Genomic DNA, 19,616 nt, shown 5'->3' with positions numbered 1-19,616 from the left:
TTTTGCCTGGATTGTGTAATAATTCATGAAGACAATTGTATTGAAAATTAAATGAGGTGAAAGACCGTGGAACGTTTACAAAAGGTTATTGCTCACAGTGGAGTGGCATCCAGACGTAAGGCAGAGCAATTAATTATAGAAGGCAAAGTAAAGGTCAATGGGAAAGTAGTGAAGGAACTAGGGACGAAGGTTTCCCACTCTGATAGAGTTGAAGTGACAGGAATTCAAATTGAGAGAGAAAATAAAGTATATTATTTGCTCTATAAACCAAGAGGGGTCATCTCCGCTGTGACCGACGATAAAGATCGTCAAGTCGTAACGGATTTCTTCCCCGAAATCGAGGAAAGAATTTATCCAGTAGGCAGACTGGACTATGAAACCTCAGGGATTCTACTGTTAACCAATGACGGAGACTTTGCCAACTCCCTTATGCATCCAAGCAATGAGATTGAAAAGACATATGTGGCAAGATTAAAAGGGATTCCACCCAAATTTAAAATCCGTGAACTTGAGAAAGGGATTAAGCTTGAGGACGGGATGACCGCTCCGGCTAAAGTGAAAGTTCTCAGTATTGATAAAAAGCAAGGAAAATCAATCGTCGAGATCACGATTCATGAAGGCAGAAACCGTCAGGTCCGCCGTATGTTCGAAGCTCTTGGTTATCCGGTTCAAAAGCTGAAGAGGGAAAGATATGCATTCCTCTCACTCCATGGATTGAACGCTGGAGAAGGACGGGAACTGACACCACATGAAGTGAAACAGTTGAGAACGTTGGCCGAAACAGGCAGCTTACATTAACAACCGGCATAGAAAGTGTCACATATCCTTCATATAATTCACATTAACTTTAAAGTGATAAATGATATAATAAGATAGGAATTTCACTCTGAAATTATCGGGGTATTTCTCTGCTTATTATGAGGATATGAAACAGTACATTATGGCAGGGACTGATCTCATAAGAGAATTCTTATGACTTCAGGCCCTTTGCTACTGTAAAGAGAGAAAAACTTCTCCATTATTGAGAACGATTTCACTATGGGAGGCACACGTAAATGAATAAGAAAAAACGCAGGTTACTCATCCGTACCATTATTCTCATTGTGCTGACTTCTGCAGTTGCATATACGCTTTATGCAAACTTCACGAAGGATGAAAGAGGAATGTTAAAAAAAGGCGACAAGGCACCTGATTTTGTTCTTACGGATATGGAAGGAAATACACATCGTCTATCTGATTATAAGGGTCAAGGGGTATTCTTGAATTTCTGGGGAACATGGTGCAAACCTTGTGAAAGAGAGATGCCCTATATGAATAATCAATATAAAAAATATCAGGACCAAGGCGTACAGATTTTAGCTGTAAATGTAGGGGAATCTGATTTCCTTATTAACCGCTTCGTATCAAAACACGGGTTAGAATTCCCTATCTTGGTAGACAAAGAAGAGGAAGTGCAGAATACATACGGAATTGATCCACTACCTACGACGTTCCTGATTAATCCTCAAGGGGAAATAGAAAAGATCATTACAGGTACGATGACCGAAAGCGATATCATCGAAGATTTAGAGAGTATCAAGCCTTAAGGCGGTTAACTTGATATAAGGAGTTTTAACATGAAAGAGATTAAGTGTGTATGTGGTCATGTAAATCCAAATGGAACCGTTCTCTGTGAATCCTGTGGACGGGCTTTAACGGAGGAAGCAAAGAACGAGAAGCTCCATGACATGCGTTATGAGGGAAGTGCCAGACGTTCCCAAACGTATAACAAATCTATTGTTGATAAAATTTGGAACTTTTTTTCTTCTGTGAAAGTAGGGGTGTGGCTAATTGTTGTCACGCTTATTGCGTCAGCAGTGGGAACGATATTGCCACAGGAACAGTATATTCCAAATGGTCAGCCTGCAAATGAGTACTATGAAGATGTTTACGGTTTCTTCGGAGAATTATACTACACGGTAGGTTTCCATGATTTATATAGCTCATGGTGGTACTTGCTTCTAATTGCATCCATTGGGGTTTCCCTCGTGATCTGCAGTTTGGACCGTGTGATCCCACTCTATCGCGCCTTGAAGAATCAACGTGTTTCAAGGCATGTCGGCTTCTTGAAACGCCAACGGATTTACGGAAAAACGAATGCAGTCGAATTTGATGAGCCTGTCAGAAAAATAAAAGAAAAACTGAACCAGAAGAAATATAAGATCCGGGAAGAGGATGGAAATATCCTGGCAGAGAAGAATCGTTTTTCCAGATGGGGTCCATATGTGAATCATATTGGTCTTATCATCTTCCTTTTCGGAGGTATGCTTCGATTTGTTCCGGGGATGTATATCGACCAAACAGTATGGATTCGTGAAGGTGAAACGAGGGCAGTACCGGGTACGGACCAGGAATATTACTTAGAAAACAAAGGATTCACCCTGGAGACGTACGATAAAGACAAAGATAAAGAAGTATTTGGTGAAGCGATTGACAAAAACGGGACAATCGCTAAAAATTTCCAATCCGATGTAATCCTCTATAAAGAGTCAGGAGATCGTGTTCCCGGTGAAAAAGCTGAACGTACGAAGGAGCAGGAGGATTCAATTAAAGTAAACCACCCGCTTAAATTCGGAAATTTTGCTGTTTATCAAACAAGTTATAAATTAGATGAATTCAAATCCATGTCCTTTACCTTTGATAACAAAGAGTCCGGGAAAAGCTTCGGTGAATTTACAGTTGATTTGTTTGATCCTCAAAATACGTATACTTTTGAAGATGGATATAAAGCAGAACTCATGGGATATTATCCGGATTTCTCTGGTTTCAATGAACAGGGGGAACCGCAAACGAAATCTCCGCTTCCAAATAATCCGGCGTTCCTATTTAAGTTATTCTCCCCTGAACAGCCTGAAGGTGAGATCAGTTTTGTAGGGATCAGAAAAAATCTTGAGCCATTAGGGGAAAATGAATATAAATTGTCCTTTGCAGGTGTCGAGACGAGAGATGTATCTGCCTTGACTGTGCATAAAGATCTTACTCTCTGGATTCTGGCTCTTGGAGGTGCTATCTTCATGATCGGTGTCATACAAGGTGCTTATTGGCATCACAGGAGGATCTGGATTAGACGAAGTGAAGATGAAGATGGAATCATCGTAGCCGGTCATACGAATAAAAACTGGCATGGTTTGAAAAATGAAATCAGCTATGTGTTGGAAGGCACTGGAATCAATGAGCCTGAAGATCAACAACAAAAGGATGAAGTAAGGAGGAATGAGGATGTCAACGACAGCGATGGCAGAGTGGAGCAGTAATTTACTCTATATATCCTTCATAATGTATTTGGTTGCTACACTGTTTTTTGGCGGAAGTATCCGTCAAAAGAATACTACAGAAACAAATCAGAAGAAATGGGGCTTTATCGGCATTGTTTTAACCCTTGTCGGATTTGCCTCTCAGTTAGGGTACTTCTTCCTAAGGTGGGGAGCATCGGGACATGCCCCAGTAAGTAATTTGTTTGAATTTACGACTTTTTTCGGAATGATGCTTGTCGGGGCATTCATCATTCTTTACTTTATGTACAAAACGACGATACTTGGTGTGATTGCACTTCCGTTCGCACTGCTGGTGATTGCCTATGCCAGTATGTTTCCTAAAGACATCAGTCCACTCATCCCGGCACTGCAAAGTGATTGGTTGAAGATTCATGTGACCACCGTTTCAGCCGGGGAAGCGATTCTTTCCATCAGCTTCGTGGCCGGACTTATTTACTTATTGAAGTCGGTTCAGCATACAAAGGGAAGCAGGCAGTCATTCTGGCTTGAAACTGTGATGTATTCTTTGGTTGTCGTAATTGGATTTGTTGTCGCATCTACGGCTTTTACCCTTGGGAATTACGAAGCAAACTTTCAATATATAAATCAACAGGGAGAAGAAGCGATTTCTGAATACACCCTCCCTGCTCTGGTAGGTCCGAATGAGGGTCAATTAGTAACCGATGATGTAATGAAGCCGCTTGTTGAAATGCCTGCCATCATCAATGCGAAGAAATTAAATACAGTGATCTGGTCATTTATGATCGGAACAGTGATATATCTTATTCTGCGCTTGATCTTCAGAAAACGTATCGCTGCAAAGTTACAGCCGTTGGTAAAGAATGTGAACCTTGACTTGATGGACGAAATTGGTTACCGGTCTGTTTTAATCGGGTTTCCTGTTTTTACTCTTGGTGGACTCATTTTTGCCATGATCTGGGCACAGATTGCATGGACACGCTTCTGGGGATGGGACCCGAAAGAGGTATGGGCATTGATTACATTCCTCTTCTATGCTGCCTTTCTTCACCTTCGCCTGTCAAAAGGATGGCATGGTGAGAAATCAGCATGGTTAGCCGTCGTAGGGGTTGCGATCATTCTATTCAACCTTGTGGCCGTTAATCTTATCATTGCTGGTTTACACTCATACGCTTAATCAATCGTAACGAATGGAAGGAGCTGACAATCACGAGAATTTACTTCTCTTTCTAGTCAGCTTCTTTTTTTATATAAAATATAGGATAATATGGTTTAATTATACAAAGGGGGATGAACCCATGGAGGAAAACATTCGTATTTTAGTTGTAGATGACGAAGATCGGATCCGAAGACTATTAAAGATGTATTTGGAAAGAGAAAACTATCAAATTGACGAAGCAGAAAATGGAGAAAACGCGTTGGAATTGGCTTTGGAACACGATTATGACTGTATCTTATTGGATATCATGATGCCTGGAATGGATGGAATCGAAGTGTGTCAGCACCTCCGTGAAAGTAAGGCGACTCCTGTCATCATGCTTACTGCCAAGGGAGAAGAAGTAAATAGGGTACAAGGGTTTGAGGTAGGGACCGATGATTATATTGTGAAGCCTTTTTCCCCCCGGGAAGTGGTTCTCAGGGTGAAAGCGCTATTAAGACGATCTACAAAGTCGAGCTTCATTCAGACAGACGCGAAAGCGAAGGACCTGATTGTATATCCACATTTGACAATAGATAATGATGCCCATCGGGTGACAGCAGATGGAATTGATGTCAATCTGACTCCTAAAGAATATGAACTTTTATACTTCCTCGCAAAAGCGCCGGATAAAGTATTTGATCGGGAGCACCTTCTGAAGGAAGTGTGGCATTACGAATTCTTTGGTGATCTGCGAACGGTCGATACACATGTAAAACGCTTAAGGGAGAAACTTAATAAGGTTTCTGAAATGGCTGCCAAAATGATCGTGACCGTATGGGGAGTAGGCTATAAATTCGAGGTAACAAATGAATGAGGCTTTGGCGTAGTGTAGTAGGGAAATTATGGCTGACCATTCTCTTGTTGGTTTCATTTGTATTATTTATACTGACGATTCTATTGCTTGAATTCTTTCAAAACTACCACGTTGATGTGGTGGAGAAAGAGTTGACCCACACTGCAGAAAAAGTGGCAAGAGTAATTGAAAATCATAATGATCTTACCCTTGGAATGGAACTTGGGAAAGAAATCATTGATGAACCGGTGAATATCATCATTTCATTGGATCAAAATGAATCTTTATATTCCCAAGACTCGACGGACTTTCAACAGAAGATCCATGAATATATAACAAAGGACCGTCAACTTCAATCTGTGAAGTTAAAGGAAATCACCGTAAAAAAAGAGGTTGAACTATCGAAGGATGTTTCGTCAAATCGATACGAGAATGTCATTATTGTCGGAACTCCCCTACATATTAACGGGGAGGATGGAGCCGTTTATCTTTATCAGTCACTTGGGGTCATTAAAGATACGACACGACAGACCACCAAGCTGATCTTGCTGGCAGCAGGGATAGCCATTATCCTTACGACCATCTTTGCATTCTTTCTTTCCACCCGTATTACTGCGCCACTCCGGAAAATGAGAGAAGCTGCTTTCGAAGTGGCTAAAGGAAAGTTTGATACAAAGGTCCCAATCCTGACGAAGGATGAGATAGGTGAACTTGCCACAGGATTCAATCAGATGGGAAGACAGTTGAAGTTTCACATTAACGCACTCAGCCAGGAAAAAGAACAGCTCTCATCCATTCTCAGCAGTATGGCCGACGGTGTTATCACCTTTAATCGGGACGGGACCATCCTGATTACCAACCCTCCTGCAGACCGCTTTTTACAGCATTGGTATTATGAACAAAGTGAAGAGAGTGAAGAGGCAATCCCGACAACTATTAGAGAATTATTGCAGAGCGTAGTCGTAACCGAAATGGAACAAACGGGGGAGCTGAGTCTGCAAGGGAGATCCTACGTAGTGATCGTGAGTCCTTTATATAATAACAACACTATCAGGGGAGCTGTAGCAGTTGTACGTGATATGACGGAGGAGCGAAGGTTGGATAAACTCCGAAAGGACTTCATTGCAAACGTCTCCCATGAATTACGCACTCCCATTTCCATGCTTCAAGGGTATAGTGAAGCGATAGTTGATGATATTGCTGGATCGGAAGAAGAGAAGAAAGAAATTGCCCGTATAATTTATGATGAATCGCTGCGTATGGGCAGGCTCGTGAATGACCTGTTGGACCTTGCCCGCATGGAAGCGGGGCACATCACCTTGAACAAAGATGTGATAGGGGTCATGTCTTTTACGGAAAGAGTGACGAACAAGTTTATCGGCTTGGCTAAGGAAAAGAAAGTTTCCATTTACTTCGAAAGTGATGTGGAAATTAATAAAGAAATCTACATGGACCCCGATCGAATTGAACAAGTATTAACGAATCTTATTGATAATGCGTTAAGACATACACCGACGGGAGGGGAAGTGACTGTTTCCCTGACGGAAAAAAAAGGCGGATTCCTGTTCCATGTCAGGGATACCGGTTCCGGGATACCAGAAGAAGATCTCCCTTTTGTGTTCGAACGTTTTTATAAGGCGGATAAAGCCAGAACAAGAGGGAAGTCCGGAACGGGTCTTGGCCTCGCAATTGCAAAGAATATTATTGAGTCACATAAGGGACATATTCAGGTGCAAAGCAAAGTTGATCAAGGGACAACCTTCACTTTCTTTCTTCCTATTTAGCCATGAATCGATGATATCCATAGAAACATGACGTTTTTTCTTGTTACATGGGAAACATTCTTTATTTTTTGCTGACAGTAGAGAAGAATGTTGAAAATAATTGGAAAAGCCAACAGGGAGAACTTCCCTGTTGGCTTTTCCTATGCGTAAGCCCGATCAATATAGGTCTTTCCTTTTCACCCAAAAAATACTATATTGATAGTGTGTAACTTTTTTACATAAAGTACGACTAATATACTGACGGGGAGGGAATCAAGTGGACTCCGTTTTCGAGAAATTATATGATGCCTATCATCAGGATGTATTTCAATTCCTCATTTATATGGTACAGAATAAACAGCAGGCTGAAGATTTAGTTCAGGAAGTCTATATCCGGGTACTTAAATCTCACGAAAACTTTGAGGGGAAAAGCTCCGAAAAAACATGGCTTTTTTCGATTGCGAAAAATGTAGCCATTGACTATTTCAGAAAACAGAAAAACTGGAAAAATCGAATACTGGATAAATTCGACTGGAGTCGAAATGAAGTATCAGATGGCGGGGCACTACCGGAAGAAATAGCCGTTGCAAATGAGGAAATCCAAGTTTTGTATGAATGCTTAAAACACTGTTCCACAGACTTCCGAATGGTGATTATCATGCGTTACTTACAGGAACTTTCAATCATCGAAACCTCTGAGGTGCTCGGCTGGTCAGAAAGCAAAGTGAAGACGACCCAACATAGGGCAATCAAATGGTTGAGAATTGAAATGAATCAACGGCTCCCAAAGGAGGAAAGAGACATTGAACCAGTCAGAATGGAAAGATCGTGATATAGAGGAGCTCATCAAAAAGCTTCCTCAAATCAAAGATGATCGGACCTCTCAATATATCCAAGCGCGGATAGATAGGCAAAAGAAGAAGGGGAAAACCCCATTTAAACGATTTATACCTGCTCTTGCTACACTTGCAGCCATATTCATAATGGTCCTGCTGGCTCCTACCGTTCTAAATCAACTTACTGAAACCAGTATGGAGAAGTCCGACTCGAGTATGGTGGATTCCTCGGGAGGCTCAGAAGGTAAAATCGAAATGGCGCCGCAAAAGAAGGAAACAGAAATTCCTCCTGAAGCAAGTAATGACGAGAAAGTGGCTATGACGAAAGATAATCAAAAGGAAAACAGCGAACTGACCATGTCAGAGAACCATAAAGAACCTGAAGAGAGACTTTCACTCTATGAAGAGGATCTTAAAGGGAAGGAATTCTATTCATTTGGGCTTGTCTCTACGGATGCGGTACCGATACCTGTATCAATTGTCGACGAACAGTCAGAAGAAGACTGGTTATCACGTCATGAGCAACTTGCAGAAAAGCTGCCGGAAACCGAATGGGGACTTGAAGACTACCTGCCTTTAAATGGAGAATTAACACTTGACAAAGATAGAGTCATCTTTACCCTTGGTGCCGATCATTCTTACAGTGGCAGCAGTGCAGTTGAGTACGCATTTTATCATTCTCTTCAATATTCATTCCAGCATAAAGGGCTTAAAGAGGTTATACTGAGGGATTATGACGGTTCTGTTCCCCAATTCAGTTCAGCGGGGGAATTTTCAAAAATTGATTTGAATGAAAAAGTCCATACGGCTTACTATCTTTATTCCCCGAATGGAAGGGACCGCTTCCTGGTACCTGACAATATTAACAGGGGGGATGTCAAGGAGTCTATGGAAGCAATGAAAAATGCTGACACGGGTCTATTCCAAAGTGTCATTCCTAAAGGAATTAATTTTAGTGTGACAGAAACAAATGAATTGGTAACAATAAGCTTCTTGAACGAATTGGATTTGGACACATTAGAGAAACAAAGTGCATTGGAAATGATTGAAGGGATATTACTAACAAGCCGGAGCTCTGGATTTAAGGTAGCCAGGTTTGAAAATATCAAACAGGAAACCTGGAACGGTTTTAGCTTTAACGGTCCCATCAAAACTCCAATCAGCCCGAATAAAAAAAGCTTAATGAATTAAATATAGCCCATATGGCCAGAAGCGGAAAAAGGCATCCGTTCTGGTCTTTTCTATTTTCTACAGATTTAAATTGAATATTTACCACATACTAAGCCAAACTACTTAAAGGAAAATTATCTCATATGGAATATAGAATTGGTCCTGTTCGTTTTGTGTGCATGCAATGTGTGGGAAAAGGATAGACTGGTTGGTGTAATACATAAGCTGCGACAGATAAGTCAATAAGGATTAAGGAGGACATGCATGATTTTCGTTTATGCAAGAAGGCTTCTCACCGTTTTTCTAATGCCGATATGTGTATATGTGATGTTTTTTTCCGTTATTGTGGCAAAAGCAGAAGGGGATAAGGTGTCAGAGGAGACTGGATACTGGACGTTTCCCGTCGAAGGAATGATTACAGATTCATATGGTACAAGATCGGGTGGTCACAAAGGAATGGATATCGGTGGGGAGATTGGATCGCCTGTGTATTCTGTTGCCAAAGGAAAAGTGACCAAATCTTATCTTTCTCGAAGCTACGGTCATGTTGTATTCATCAGGCATGAGAACGGATATGAAACGGTCTATGCACATCTTGAAAACAGGCTGGTGAAAGAGCAACAGGAAATTGCACAAGGTGAACAGGTGGGACGTTTGGGAAATACGGGAAGATCAACGGGGGCCCATCTTCATTTTGAAATACATAGAGGAGAGTGGACGATCGATAAGAAAAATGCGATCGATCCCTATCGAGTTTTCGGCCATGGAGAAGTAGGGCAGCTTGTATTTGCCAAAGAGAAGGATCCTTTCGAGGCGGTGGGTGTAGCCGGCTTACCTAAGTCGGAATCTGATGAGAGCGGTTCTGAACGTAAAAATAAAGTGACTCATGTCGTTCAAAAAGGAGAGACCCTTTGGGGAATATCTCAAAAATACGACTTGCCAGTTGAAGATATTATGGTGGAAAATGCATTGGAGAGCCCGAATATAGTGATTAATCAAAAATTGCTGATTCCAGCTGCTTCCCCAAAAGGTCAATATATAGTAAAGCAGGGTGACACATTATACTCGATCTCTATGTCACAGGGAATCGATATGGATGAACTATTCGCGTGGAATGACCTGAAACCGGAGTCAGATATATATCCTCAACAGGTTCTAAAAGTGGAATGATGATTCAGTAGTTCCTTTAAAAAGAACTTTGTTGATGAGATAGTTTGAATTCGAACTGTTTCTCTTCACATAATCCATGACATTATGTATAATAAGAATGTATAAAAAAATAAAGATTCGTCTTCGGGGCAGGGTGAAATTCCCTACCGGCGGTGATGAAACAATAGTTTCTAAGCCCGCGAGCCTTTAGGGGCAGGATTTGGTGCGATTCCAAAGCCGACAGTATAGTCTGGATGGGAGAAGATGAAGGTTTGTGCCGGAACGTTTAGAAAATGGGAAGCTAAACGTTTATTAGGGTATGCCTTTCATTCTCCTGGATATTCTTATCTGGGAGTTTTTTAATGCTACCTTTGGTTTGAACCGTCTTCGAATTGAGATGAATCTCCATAGGGAGAGAGAGCTATGAAAAAAATGAATACGCGCATGTTTGTAACAGTGGGTATGTTAAGTGCCATATCGTATGTGTTAATGTTATTCAACTTCCCAATACCACCATTTCCGAAGTTTTTAATGGTCGATTTCAGTGATGTACCTGCTTTGATTGCGATGGTCACATTAGGACCGCTTGCAGGTATATTAGTCGAATTGTTTAAAAATGTGATTGATTATGTCCTGACTGGTAGCGATACTGGCGTTCCGATTGGTCATGCAGCTAATTTTGTGGCAGGCGTCCTTCTGATTCTGCCAACCCATTTTATTTATTCACGTTTTCAATCGAAAAAAGGCTTGTTAATTGGACTGATTACAGGAACGTTCGTTATGAGTATCAGCATGGGGATCCTGAATTATTTCGTGTTTCTACCTGCTTATAAGTATTTTATGAATTTCGAGCTTCCGGTTGAAATCATCATTACAGGAATTGTTCCATTCAACATCTTAAAGGGCATTCTGGTAACTTCCGTTTTTACCTTACTGTTTGTCCGCCTTCAAGGCTGGTTATCAAAACAAATAGCCTTCAATAAAGCGGCATAGTGACAATATAAAAGTAACCCCTCAATTGTTTGAGGGGTTATTTCTATTGCGTTCGTGCTTAACTGTTAAAGAAAAGGCTAAGAAGAAAAGTCTTCTTAGCCTTCGGTCGTGCTATTCAAATTTAAGTGCATCTCCGTCGAACGGTTCGTCAGATACTTTAATGGAATCTGTCGGGCAGCCTTCAAATGCATCGACCATATCATCTTCCAATACGTCAGGAACTTCAACAGTTCCCTGGTTATCATCTAATGTCACAAATGCAATACCTTCATCATCATAGTCGTAAATATCTGGAGCTGCAGCCCCACATGCTCCACATGCAATGCATGTATCCTTGTCAACAATCGTATATTTTGGCAAAGAAAAAACCTCCCGAATAAATAATTCTATATAATTCATCATTATACACAATGTCTATTTGTGAAAAATCACTTAATGTTTATTTTATAGAGGATTGAATGACTTTTCAATAGTTAGGTGCTCTCTTTTTATTTTTATCCGATAATAGAAAAACAAAACATGGTGAAAAGCCAAATTCATGGTACAATATTTGACAATAACCTACATATTAAGGAGTAGAAAATTGACCTATCTTAATTATGTGATACTATATTGTCTTTTACAAATTAATGGAGAGCGATCCATTTACTCAGTCTTTCATATCTTAAAAGGGAAAAAGTCTTCCCAGTCGATTCAGGATGCGCATATCTTTTATTTACAAGCCTTTTTTCTTTCATTACCCAAGCTGAAGCGTCCATATTTCAATCAAAAGGTAATAGAATTGAAGAAGGCAGAATTGATCACCTGGGGGGAGAGTGAAAATGCCTTCGTGACACCTGAGGGATCAAAAGCCGTGAAGGAACAATTCCTTGGTGATGCATTCCCTTCAGCGATGAACGGGCTCATCTATGGTGATCAAACCCGGCTATTCTGGATGAGACTCAGCCTGCTTGTTCAGGTGCTTTCCAATGCAAAACGGCAGGAAACACTTTATTTCCCGATTCAGCGCAACAAGCATATCCAGGAATGGGTAAAGAATTGTATAAGAAACAACCCTGAAAGTGATAATCTCTCGTCTGTATTATTTCAAGAGCTTTCCGATCTCTTGAATTTGCAGAGTAGCGATCCTTCCATACTCGTCTATCGGTTAACCGGGTATAAAGACTATGGGTGGACTGAATTACAGGTGGCGGAGAGGTTACACATGAATGAAGAAGAGTTTCGCTTCCGATTCCTGAATTTGCTCCACAGTTTGTTAACAGAAATAGAAAAAGACCCTTCAAGATATCCCTTATTATATTCAATTAGCTTGAAAAGTGATCATAGGCAGAACTTGACGATTTCGACAAGCAAGACGTACGAATTATATAAAAGGGGGCATTCCCTTGAAGAAATTTCGCGAATCCGGAAGTTGAAGCTCAATACCATTGAAGATCATGTCATCGAATTGATCCTGACTCAGGTAGATTTGCCGATTGACCCGTTCATTACACAAGAAGAGTACGTGAAAGTACTCCAGGTGATGGACGAAGCACAAACGAGAAGACTTAGACCCATTAAGGAAAAGCTCCCTCAGTTGACTTATTTTCAAATTCGGGTGGCAATCGCAAAGGCTGGTGAGAAACGTGAATCTGCAGCAAGAACTTAAAGGGAAATTCGGTTATTCTTCATTTAGGGAAGGCCAGGAAGAGATCATCCGTTCCGTACTGGATCAACAGGATACGGTTGCTATGCTTCCGACTGGAACCGGAAAGTCATTATGCTACCAGTTGCCTGGTTATCTGATGGATGGACATGTGTTAGTAATTTCTCCGCTATTGTCTTTAATGCAGGATCAAGTGGAGCAGATGAAAGTGATGGGGGAAAAGCGGGTTATCGCTCTAAATTCATTTCTGCCTTATTTGGAAAGAAAGGGGGCGCTGGAACAATTACACTTATATAAGTTTATTTTCATTTCCCCTGAAATGTTAATGAATTCAGGTGTGATTTCCTCCCTACAGGCTTTGGATATTTCACTATATGTGATCGATGAAGCCCATTGTATATCTCAGTGGGGGCCAGATTTCAGGCCGGATTATCTGAAACTTGGTGAGCTGAAGGTGATGCTTGGGAATCCAACCACCCTGGCATTAACGGCAACGGCAACAGAAGAAGTGAGAAAAGACATCAAGAAAGTGCTTCAAATGGAGCTTGCTGTTGAAATGGTCTATTCAGTCGATCGGAGAAATATTGGGTTATTTGTTGAGAAGGTACAAGGGCAAAATGAAAAACTGCATACTTTGTTAGAATATGTGAGAACCTGGGGGGGACCGGGTGTTGTCTATTTCTCAAGCAAACGAATAGCTGAAGATGTTGCTCAATGGCTTTTGGAGAACGGTGTGACAGGTGTTGCCCACTATCATGGAGGCATGGACCAAGAGGACAGGATTTTAATTCAGCAGCAATTTCTTTCCGGAAAGCTGAGAATGATCTGTGCGACCTCAGCTTTTGGGATGGGTGTAAATAAAGAGAATATCCGATTCGTTATTCATTATCATTTCCCCTCAAGCATAGAAGCGTTTCTACAGGAGATCGGAAGGGCAGGCCGGGATGGAGAGAGGAGTATTTCTGTTGTGTTATACTCCGAACAGGATCTTACTTTGCCCTTACAACTCATTCAAAGCGAGTTACCGGATGATGATCAAATTCGGGGATTTATTGAAGAAAGCAGAAATGGCCGGACTAAAGAATTAATCGAGCACCTGCAACTTTCTGAGGTGCAGTTTCGATTCCTTACTTATTATACAGATAAGTTGACGGCAGGTTGGACACTTGATGAAGATAGATTACTAGAAAAAGTGAAACAAATAAGGAACAATCGTTTACAATACAAGAAGGACAAGCTATACTCCATGATCAACTGGCTACATGCCACTACGTGCAGACGGGAGAAGCTGCTCCAATATTTTGATGAAAAATCGGGTGGGGATTATTCTTTCTGCTGTGATGTTTGCGGGGATTCACTCCTGGAGTTCAAGAGTGAGCCTTTCACGTTAAATACAGAGAATCCCGGTGTTACAAACTGGCAGAAGAGGTTAGAAAAATTATTATTAGGATAAGTGGTAACAATGCAGAAACAAGGCGAAATTATTCAACAGCTTTCTAAGAAGCAATTAACATTCCATTTGTATTTTACTCAGTTTTTACTATTAACGATTGGCTGTGGATTAGGTATATTTTTATTTGATACATCCTCTGATTTCTGGGATCAATTCCAGCTTTCCACTAGCATATTTTCGGTTGGTATGACAAGCGGTTTGCTGATAGTTATGTTTGATATTGTAATGATGAAGGTATTACCTGCTAAATACTATGACGATGGTGGGGTTAATGCCCGAATTTTCACGAATAGGAGCATAGGGGAAATTGCTCTTTTAGCTTTTTTCATCAGTGTAAGCGAAGAGGTTTTATTTAGAGGGGTGCTTCAATTTCATTTTGGACTGATCGTTTCAAGCATTATTTTTGCACTTATTCATTTCAGGTACTGGGCTCATTGGTTTCTCATCATCAATATTCTACTGCTCAGCTTTTTGATCGGTTTCATTTACGAATTCACAGATAATTTATTGGTTACGATTATTATGCACTTTGTCATCGATTTTTTACTGGGATTGCATATGCGTAAAAATGGAAGACAAGGAAGTAAAGAAGGGATGTCTCATGAGTAAAGACCCATATCGAGATCAGGCAGCAAAACTGAAGAAAAAAATTGAACGAGTCCCTGAGGAACCACCCGCTAAAAAAAGAGAGCCGCTTCCTCCAAGAGGGGAACTGCATAGGGAGAAACAACAAAAGAATAAATGGAAAATGAAATATCCATTGATCAGTATGCTCCTCTTATTGTTCATTTTATTGCCTTTGACTGTTTTTAGCATTTATTCTTATTTTGATCACAGGAACAGCCCCCTTGTTGTCATGTCAGAAGGCAAGGATGATGTAGTTGAAGTCCGTTATGATCAATCTGAAAACGATCAGGATGAGAGTAAGGAAACGGCAGATGATGATAAGGAGGAAGTATCTCCTGAAACAGATGAACATGATGCATCACCAAAAGAAACCGATTCATCTACTGACGGAAAGACTCAATCAGCCTCTTCTCCTCCAGCTAAAGAAGTCGTAAAAGAAGAACCGAAGGAAGAGGTGAAAAAAGAGCAAAAAGAAGAAGTAAGAGAAGAAACGAAAAAAGAAACAAAAGAAGAGCCAAAGGATAAGATTGTGTACCATACGGTTAAACCGCAGGAAACCCTTTTTCGAATTGCGATGAATTACTACAATTCCCCGTCCGGTGTGGATCGGATCAAAGAGTGGAATAAGATTCAGGATAATGAAATTCAAACAGGCCAAGTGTTGGAAATTCCGTTAGATCAATAAAAGCACCCTCCCCAGGAAGATATGGGGATGGGTGTTTTTCCGTTTTTGTGGATAATTTACATTTCTTCGCAACAATTTCCAATTGAATTTACATGGGATTATCAGAGGGATTACAAACTAAAAATATAATGAAGATGACATAACCAGTATAGGGAACGGAGATGATTTGATGGACAGTATGGTGACGCGCTTTCGGCGGGCAGATGATAAGTGGTTTTATAGAATTAATGGTAGTAAAGAATTGTATCGATCATTCTTTGGATATGTGACTCATTTGGGAGGGGCGAGGGTCACGGTTGGCTCAATCATCATCCTGTATATTTTAGGTCTATATATTACCGGGATCAAGAATACAGTCATCGTGGCGATGATTACTCTATTCGTAAGCCATATTTTGATGAGATTGGTGAAAAAAAGTGTCAAAAGAATTCGTCCATATAGGACATTACCAGATGCCGTCATTCATGGCTATGAGTTCAAGGACCATTCCTTTCCGTCAGGTCATTCAACAGCCATTTTCTCTATCACCATCCCCTTTATGATCCACTACCCGGTCACGTTCCTCCTTCTTTTCCCTTTGAGCTTGGTTGTTGGGTTTTCAAGGGTAGTACTGGGAGTGCATTATCCTTCAGATGTATTGGCGGGGGCTTTTCTTGCATTTACTACAACGGCAATGGTGCTTTTATTTAATTCATAATCAATAATCTTTATGGGGAAAATGACACAAAATCATAAAGGGGTAATGTATATGAGAGTGGCGCTTTTTTCTGACACGTACTATCCGCAAGTAAACGGAGTAGCAAGGACGTTAAAAAGACTGACGGATCACTATGAAAAGAGAAGGATTGAATACAAAGTATTTGTTCCGGATCTTCAAGAGCATCAATCCTCTTATCCTAATGTATATTCTTTTACAAGTTTCCCCTTTTTTCTTTATCCGGAATGCAGGACGGCCATTGCGAATCCAAAGACCATTGTAAAACAGCTTAAAGATTTTTCACCCACTCTTATTCATGTAACCACCCCCCTGACAATGGGCCTCTATGGGATTCGCGGAGCAAAGAAAATGGATATCCCCCTTGTATCCTCTTACCATACACACTTCGACATATACTTGAATTATTACAAAATGATGTGGGCATCTTCGTTATTATGGAAATATATGAAATGGTTTTATTCACAGGCAGATCGAATTTTTGTACCATCAGAAGAAACAAGGCAGCATCTGGCAGCCCGCGGCTTTAAAGACTTATCCATCTGGGGAAGGGGGGTCGATTGTACAGCCTATTCACCTGAAAAGCGAGTTTCCGGCTTAAGAGTCAAATACAATATCGTTAAGAAATATATCCTCCTTTATGTTGGGAGATTAGCGCCTGAAAAGGACTTGGATACACTGGAAAAAACGATCAAACACCTACCCGTGGAAATGAAGAATCAAATCCAATGGATCATTGTAGGCGATGGACCGGTGAAGAAAGAACTTATGGAAAAAACCAAAGATGAAAATGTCATCTTCACAGGTTATGTCACAGGGGATGAACTGGCAGAAGCGTATGCATCATCCGATCTTTTTGTATTCCCTTCTGCTTCAGAGACATTCGGAAATGTCATTTTAGAAGCCTTTGCATCTGGATTGCCTGCTATAGTGGCAAATAGGGGAGGGGTGACGAATATCGTGGAGCATAACGAGACAGGGAGAATAGCGGAAGCACACCGATATCAGTCCTTCATCCATCATATAATGGAAATGCTGAATGATGACCGACTTCAGTACATGAAACGAAACGCTCGCCAAATGGCTGAAAAGCAGTCTTGGGATGCTATTTTTGATGAACTTATTCTTGAATTCAGGGAAGTGGGTTCCTGTCGTGGGCACAATCAATTGTATGGCTGATAAAAGATGTGGGTGGAGGATCCTCATTAGAGGGCCTTTTTTTATGTGCTGATTCTATCTCCGGGGACAAGCTCATATACTATAGGGAGGAAAGGAGAGGATAGAATGGGGCGTGGGGGAAAGGAATTTGGGGAGTGGACAGATCAAGCAACGGAACAAATGCTACATAATCTTATTGAAAAAAAACAAAAGTTTGATAAAGCAAAAACCCTGCATCTCTACACATTATGGGGGACACTGATCGCATCTTTTTTATTTCTTTATTATATAACGAAATTTGTATTGGGACCTTATTCTTATTCGTTTGCTGCGATGTTTTCCATCTTTGTCTCCAGTTCATTTCATTTGTTCATGACACTTATGCTGGTCGTTCTTTTCGGGGCAACCAAAATATTATATGAGAAAAAGGAGAAGAAAGAAAAGGAATTTCATGACTTAAGATGTGAGGTCATCGATCGGAGTAAAGATCTATGGAAAGAAGAAGCTTGGAAAAAAAGACATGATGTTTACGATAAAATGAAAAAAGAATGGGATATTAATCTCTTTCATGGAAGTAAGTAAAAAAGCAAAAAATTCTTGAATTGTTTGATAGGGGAATGATGAGATATTTGGCTCATCACATGAAAAAAGCTCACGTGTAACCTCTCGTGAGCCAAAAAATAATTGAATGCATCAAAAAATATCTTCTATCTCCATTATTATCAGAAAGCAGAGCGTGATTGATTTCCCGCTCTCTAAAAAATTTAAAAACGTTGCCGATTTTGGGTTGCATGTACTTATTCTGACCGGGTAATGAATATTTTCTCTGCGAACCTACATTGTCCTGCATCGTTTTCATTTCTCAGATTTGCCACGGCCACGGAGCATCCTTCCAGTCCCATGGATAGTTGGATGGGCTGTACCCGTAATGGGTTAAGGGACCGAGTTCCTTTTCGACCTTTTTTTTAATTTGTTTCCGTGTTTTGACATACATATTGTATTGAGAGATAGCTTCATAATCTTCTGGATGGGTATCCAGGTATAGCGTAAGGTCAACGATAACGAAATCGACTGCCTGGAGTTCTTCTAATACCTTATAATAATGGGGGGGAAGCTGTTTCATAACAGATTACTCTCCCTTCATTTTTCGTAGGGACTAAAATAAGGAAAACACTTTTCATAGCGTCCCCGATTTTCAGCTTCTTTTGGTGGAAATGGTTCTATATTTGGTGGTTGAAACCCAAGATCAGATTAGGAGGCATCGAAAATACCTTTTGTGTAATCGATTTACACGGATCGAATGGATTTACATACGGATAATACGCCATATTACATGTTTGCATGACCATCCCTCCAATGAACAAAATCCTTCGTAACAACATATGAGAAGAAGAATGGTAACATGTTATTTTATTGAAATTCATAAATATGAAGGGATATACAGTGGAAATGTTGAATAGGTAAGGTGTAGGATATTAATGATGAGGTGGTCAAATGTTTGTTAAAAGTGCCATGATACCGAAACACAAATGTTATGTGGTGGATGAAAATGATTCAATTGAAAAGACGCTGACGGTTCTCGAGCACCATAAAATCGACGGGGTACCGGTCCTTTCAAATGAACAGTTTAAAGGCGTAGCGACCCGTTACAATATTTATCAAAGCTTCTTCCTTTCCGGAATGGAAAAGGAAGCCTTTCTCAAGGAAAAAAAAGCGAGCGATATTATCACGAATTCAGAAAAATACATTACCGACAAGGATGTATTTGAAAATGCGTTGATAGAATTAAAAGATTCACCAATTCTTCCTGTGGTGGGTGAGGATAATACGTTCCTTGGACTGGTTACCCGTTTTGATGTCCTGGATCAATTCAGAAGTGCGTTTGGGATGGATCAAAAGGGAGTCCGCATCGCTTTCTCTTCTGTAGAAACCGAAGGAAGAATCGCCCGGCTTGGTGACATCATCCAGCAATATTCAGAATCGGTGATTTCCCTGGTGACCTTTGATGAAACTGATAAGTTATTGCGCCGTATAGTCCTGAAGGTCGAAAAGAAGGACAATATGGAAAAATTCCTTAATAAGTTGGAGAAGTCCGGTTTCCGGATCCTCGATATTCATGAAGATGAATAATTGATTAAAACCCTGTATGAAACAAA

Annotated in this window: 20 protein-coding genes and 1 riboswitch; of the genes, 18 read left to right on the top strand and 2 right to left on the bottom strand. The window is 40.6% G+C overall.

What is annotated here, in order from left to right; translation table 11 throughout:
• Positions 1-66: 66 nt before the first annotated feature.
• The 10 genes from BAA9072_RS03770 to BAA9072_RS03725 all read left to right on the top strand — a co-directional run bounded on the left by BAA9072_RS03770 (position 67) and on the right by BAA9072_RS03725 (position 11,177).
• Positions 67-798, top strand: a complete 732-nt coding sequence (locus tag BAA9072_RS03770) for a pseudouridine synthase (protein WP_201713366.1) — start codon at positions 67-69, stop codon at positions 796-798.
• A gap of 257 nt (positions 799-1,055) precedes the next feature.
• Positions 1,056-1,586, top strand: a complete 531-nt coding sequence (gene resA / locus BAA9072_RS03765) for a thiol-disulfide oxidoreductase ResA (protein WP_201713365.1) — start codon at positions 1,056-1,058, stop codon at positions 1,584-1,586.
• 30 nt (positions 1,587-1,616) lie between these two features.
• Entirely contained in the window at positions 1,617-3,293 is a 1,677-nt protein-coding gene (gene resB / locus BAA9072_RS03760) for a cytochrome c biogenesis protein ResB (protein ID WP_201713364.1), read from the top strand.
• A complete protein-coding gene (gene ccsB, locus BAA9072_RS03755; protein WP_201713686.1) occupies positions 3,274-4,449 on the top strand; it encodes a c-type cytochrome biogenesis protein CcsB in 1,176 nt (391 codons plus the stop codon). Before resB ends, ccsB begins: the two co-directional genes overlap by 20 nt.
• 121 nt (positions 4,450-4,570) lie before the next feature.
• Positions 4,571-5,287 carry a response regulator transcription factor gene (locus BAA9072_RS03750; protein WP_201713363.1) on the top strand — a complete coding sequence of 239 codons (717 nt, stop codon included), beginning with the start codon at positions 4,571-4,573 and terminating at the stop codon, positions 5,285-5,287.
• Complete coding sequence (locus BAA9072_RS03745; protein WP_201713362.1) at positions 5,284-7,050, top strand: ATP-binding protein; 1,767 nt, start codon at positions 5,284-5,286, stop codon at positions 7,048-7,050. Before BAA9072_RS03750 ends, BAA9072_RS03745 begins: the two co-directional genes overlap by 4 nt.
• A 256-nt stretch (positions 7,051-7,306) precedes the next feature.
• On the top strand, positions 7,307-7,861 hold the full coding sequence (gene sigX, locus BAA9072_RS03740) for an RNA polymerase sigma factor SigX (RefSeq protein ID WP_201713361.1): 555 nt from the start codon (positions 7,307-7,309) through the stop codon (positions 7,859-7,861).
• Positions 7,833-9,056 (top strand): hypothetical protein, encoded by a 1,224-nt coding sequence (locus BAA9072_RS03735; protein WP_201713360.1) that lies wholly within the window; start codon positions 7,833-7,835, stop codon positions 9,054-9,056. Before sigX ends, BAA9072_RS03735 begins: the two co-directional genes overlap by 29 nt.
• 243 nt (positions 9,057-9,299) lie before the next feature.
• The gene (locus BAA9072_RS03730) at positions 9,300-10,205 is read left to right on the top strand and encodes a peptidoglycan DD-metalloendopeptidase family protein (protein WP_201713359.1); all 906 of its coding nucleotides are present in this window, start codon (positions 9,300-9,302) and stop codon (positions 10,203-10,205) included.
• Between the two features lie 115 nt (positions 10,206-10,320).
• A riboswitch (FMN riboswitch) is annotated at positions 10,321-10,454 on the top strand.
• 153 nt (positions 10,455-10,607) lie between these two features.
• Positions 10,608-11,177 carry an ECF transporter S component gene (locus BAA9072_RS03725; protein WP_201713358.1) on the top strand — a complete coding sequence of 190 codons (570 nt, stop codon included), beginning with the start codon at positions 10,608-10,610 and terminating at the stop codon, positions 11,175-11,177.
• A gap of 111 nt (positions 11,178-11,288) precedes the next feature.
• Here BAA9072_RS03725 and BAA9072_RS03720 read toward each other — a convergent pair whose 3' ends face one another.
• Positions 11,289-11,537, bottom strand: coding sequence for a ferredoxin (locus tag BAA9072_RS03720; protein ID WP_201713357.1), 249 nt, complete (start codon positions 11,535-11,537; stop codon positions 11,289-11,291).
• 223 nt (positions 11,538-11,760) lie between these two features.
• Here BAA9072_RS03720 and BAA9072_RS03715 point away from each other — a divergent pair, with 223 nt between their 5' ends.
• The 7 genes from BAA9072_RS03715 (at position 11,761) to BAA9072_RS03685 (ending at position 18,042) form a co-directional block, all read left to right on the top strand.
• Positions 11,761-12,825, top strand: a complete 1,065-nt coding sequence (locus BAA9072_RS03715; RefSeq protein WP_201713356.1) for a helix-turn-helix domain-containing protein — start codon at positions 11,761-11,763, stop codon at positions 12,823-12,825.
• On the top strand, positions 12,803-14,275 hold the full coding sequence (locus BAA9072_RS03710) for a RecQ family ATP-dependent DNA helicase (RefSeq protein ID WP_201713355.1): 1,473 nt from the start codon (positions 12,803-12,805) through the stop codon (positions 14,273-14,275). The genes BAA9072_RS03715 and BAA9072_RS03710 overlap by 23 nt, the downstream gene beginning before the upstream one ends.
• Before the next feature lie 9 nt (positions 14,276-14,284).
• Positions 14,285-14,884, top strand: a complete 600-nt coding sequence (locus tag BAA9072_RS03705) for a CPBP family intramembrane glutamic endopeptidase (protein ID WP_201713354.1) — start codon at positions 14,285-14,287, stop codon at positions 14,882-14,884.
• Positions 14,877-15,587, top strand: a complete 711-nt coding sequence (locus BAA9072_RS03700; RefSeq protein WP_201713353.1) for a LysM peptidoglycan-binding domain-containing protein — start codon at positions 14,877-14,879, stop codon at positions 15,585-15,587. Before BAA9072_RS03705 ends, BAA9072_RS03700 begins: the two co-directional genes overlap by 8 nt.
• Positions 15,588-15,756: 169 nt before the next feature.
• Positions 15,757-16,284, top strand: coding sequence for a phosphatase PAP2 family protein (locus BAA9072_RS03695; RefSeq protein ID WP_201713352.1), 528 nt, complete (start codon positions 15,757-15,759; stop codon positions 16,282-16,284).
• Between the two features lie 51 nt (positions 16,285-16,335).
• The gene (locus BAA9072_RS03690; RefSeq protein ID WP_201713351.1) at positions 16,336-17,481 is read left to right on the top strand and encodes a glycosyltransferase family 4 protein; all 1,146 of its coding nucleotides are present in this window, start codon (positions 16,336-16,338) and stop codon (positions 17,479-17,481) included.
• Positions 17,482-17,586: 105 nt separating this feature from the next.
• Positions 17,587-18,042 (top strand): DUF2663 family protein, encoded by a 456-nt coding sequence (locus BAA9072_RS03685; protein WP_201713350.1) that lies wholly within the window; start codon positions 17,587-17,589, stop codon positions 18,040-18,042.
• 280 nt (positions 18,043-18,322) lie between these two features.
• Here the strand turns inward: BAA9072_RS03685 and BAA9072_RS03680 are convergent, their stop codons facing one another.
• Entirely contained in the window at positions 18,323-18,583 is a 261-nt protein-coding gene (locus tag BAA9072_RS03680) for a spore coat protein CotJB (RefSeq protein WP_201713349.1), read from the bottom strand.
• Between the two features lie 371 nt (positions 18,584-18,954).
• Between BAA9072_RS03680 and BAA9072_RS03675 the strand changes: the two genes are divergently transcribed.
• The gene (locus tag BAA9072_RS03675; protein ID WP_201713348.1) at positions 18,955-19,590 is read left to right on the top strand and encodes a CBS domain-containing protein; all 636 of its coding nucleotides are present in this window, start codon (positions 18,955-18,957) and stop codon (positions 19,588-19,590) included.
• Positions 19,591-19,616 lie beyond the last annotated feature (26 nt).

Origin of the sequence: Rossellomorea arthrocnemi (genome assembly GCF_904424705.1) — a bacterium.
GTDB classification, from domain to species: Bacteria; Bacillota; Bacilli; order Bacillales; family Bacillaceae_B; genus Rossellomorea; species Rossellomorea arthrocnemi.
The sequence above is the reverse complement of the archived record's forward strand: the minus strand, read 5'-3'. Positions and strand labels throughout refer to the sequence as shown.

Coding starts and splice junctions, on each gene's coding strand:
- BAA9072_RS03725 (WP_201713358.1), top strand. CDS start 10,608: ATGAAAAAAATGAATACGCGCATGTTTGTAACAGTGGGTATGTTAAGT.
- BAA9072_RS03695 (WP_201713352.1), top strand. CDS start 15,757: ATGGACAGTATGGTGACGCGCTTTCGGCGGGCAGATGATAAGTGGTTT.
- BAA9072_RS03680 (WP_201713349.1), bottom strand. CDS start 18,583: ATGAAACAGCTTCCCCCCCATTATTATAAGGTATTAGAAGAACTCCAG.
- BAA9072_RS03730 (WP_201713359.1), top strand. CDS start 9,300: ATGATTTTCGTTTATGCAAGAAGGCTTCTCACCGTTTTTCTAATGCCG.
- BAA9072_RS03690 (WP_201713351.1), top strand. CDS start 16,336: ATGAGAGTGGCGCTTTTTTCTGACACGTACTATCCGCAAGTAAACGGA.
- BAA9072_RS03705 (WP_201713354.1), top strand. CDS start 14,285: ATGCAGAAACAAGGCGAAATTATTCAACAGCTTTCTAAGAAGCAATTA.
- BAA9072_RS03675 (WP_201713348.1), top strand. CDS start 18,955: ATGTTTGTTAAAAGTGCCATGATACCGAAACACAAATGTTATGTGGTG.
- ccsB (WP_201713686.1), top strand. CDS start 3,274: ATGGCAGAGTGGAGCAGTAATTTACTCTATATATCCTTCATAATGTAT.
- BAA9072_RS03700 (WP_201713353.1), top strand. CDS start 14,877: ATGAGTAAAGACCCATATCGAGATCAGGCAGCAAAACTGAAGAAAAAA.
- BAA9072_RS03685 (WP_201713350.1), top strand. CDS start 17,587: ATGGGGCGTGGGGGAAAGGAATTTGGGGAGTGGACAGATCAAGCAACG.
- resB (WP_201713364.1), top strand. CDS start 1,617: ATGAAAGAGATTAAGTGTGTATGTGGTCATGTAAATCCAAATGGAACC.
- BAA9072_RS03745 (WP_201713362.1), top strand. CDS start 5,284: ATGAGGCTTTGGCGTAGTGTAGTAGGGAAATTATGGCTGACCATTCTC.
- resA (WP_201713365.1), top strand. CDS start 1,056: ATGAATAAGAAAAAACGCAGGTTACTCATCCGTACCATTATTCTCATT.
- BAA9072_RS03750 (WP_201713363.1), top strand. CDS start 4,571: ATGGAGGAAAACATTCGTATTTTAGTTGTAGATGACGAAGATCGGATC.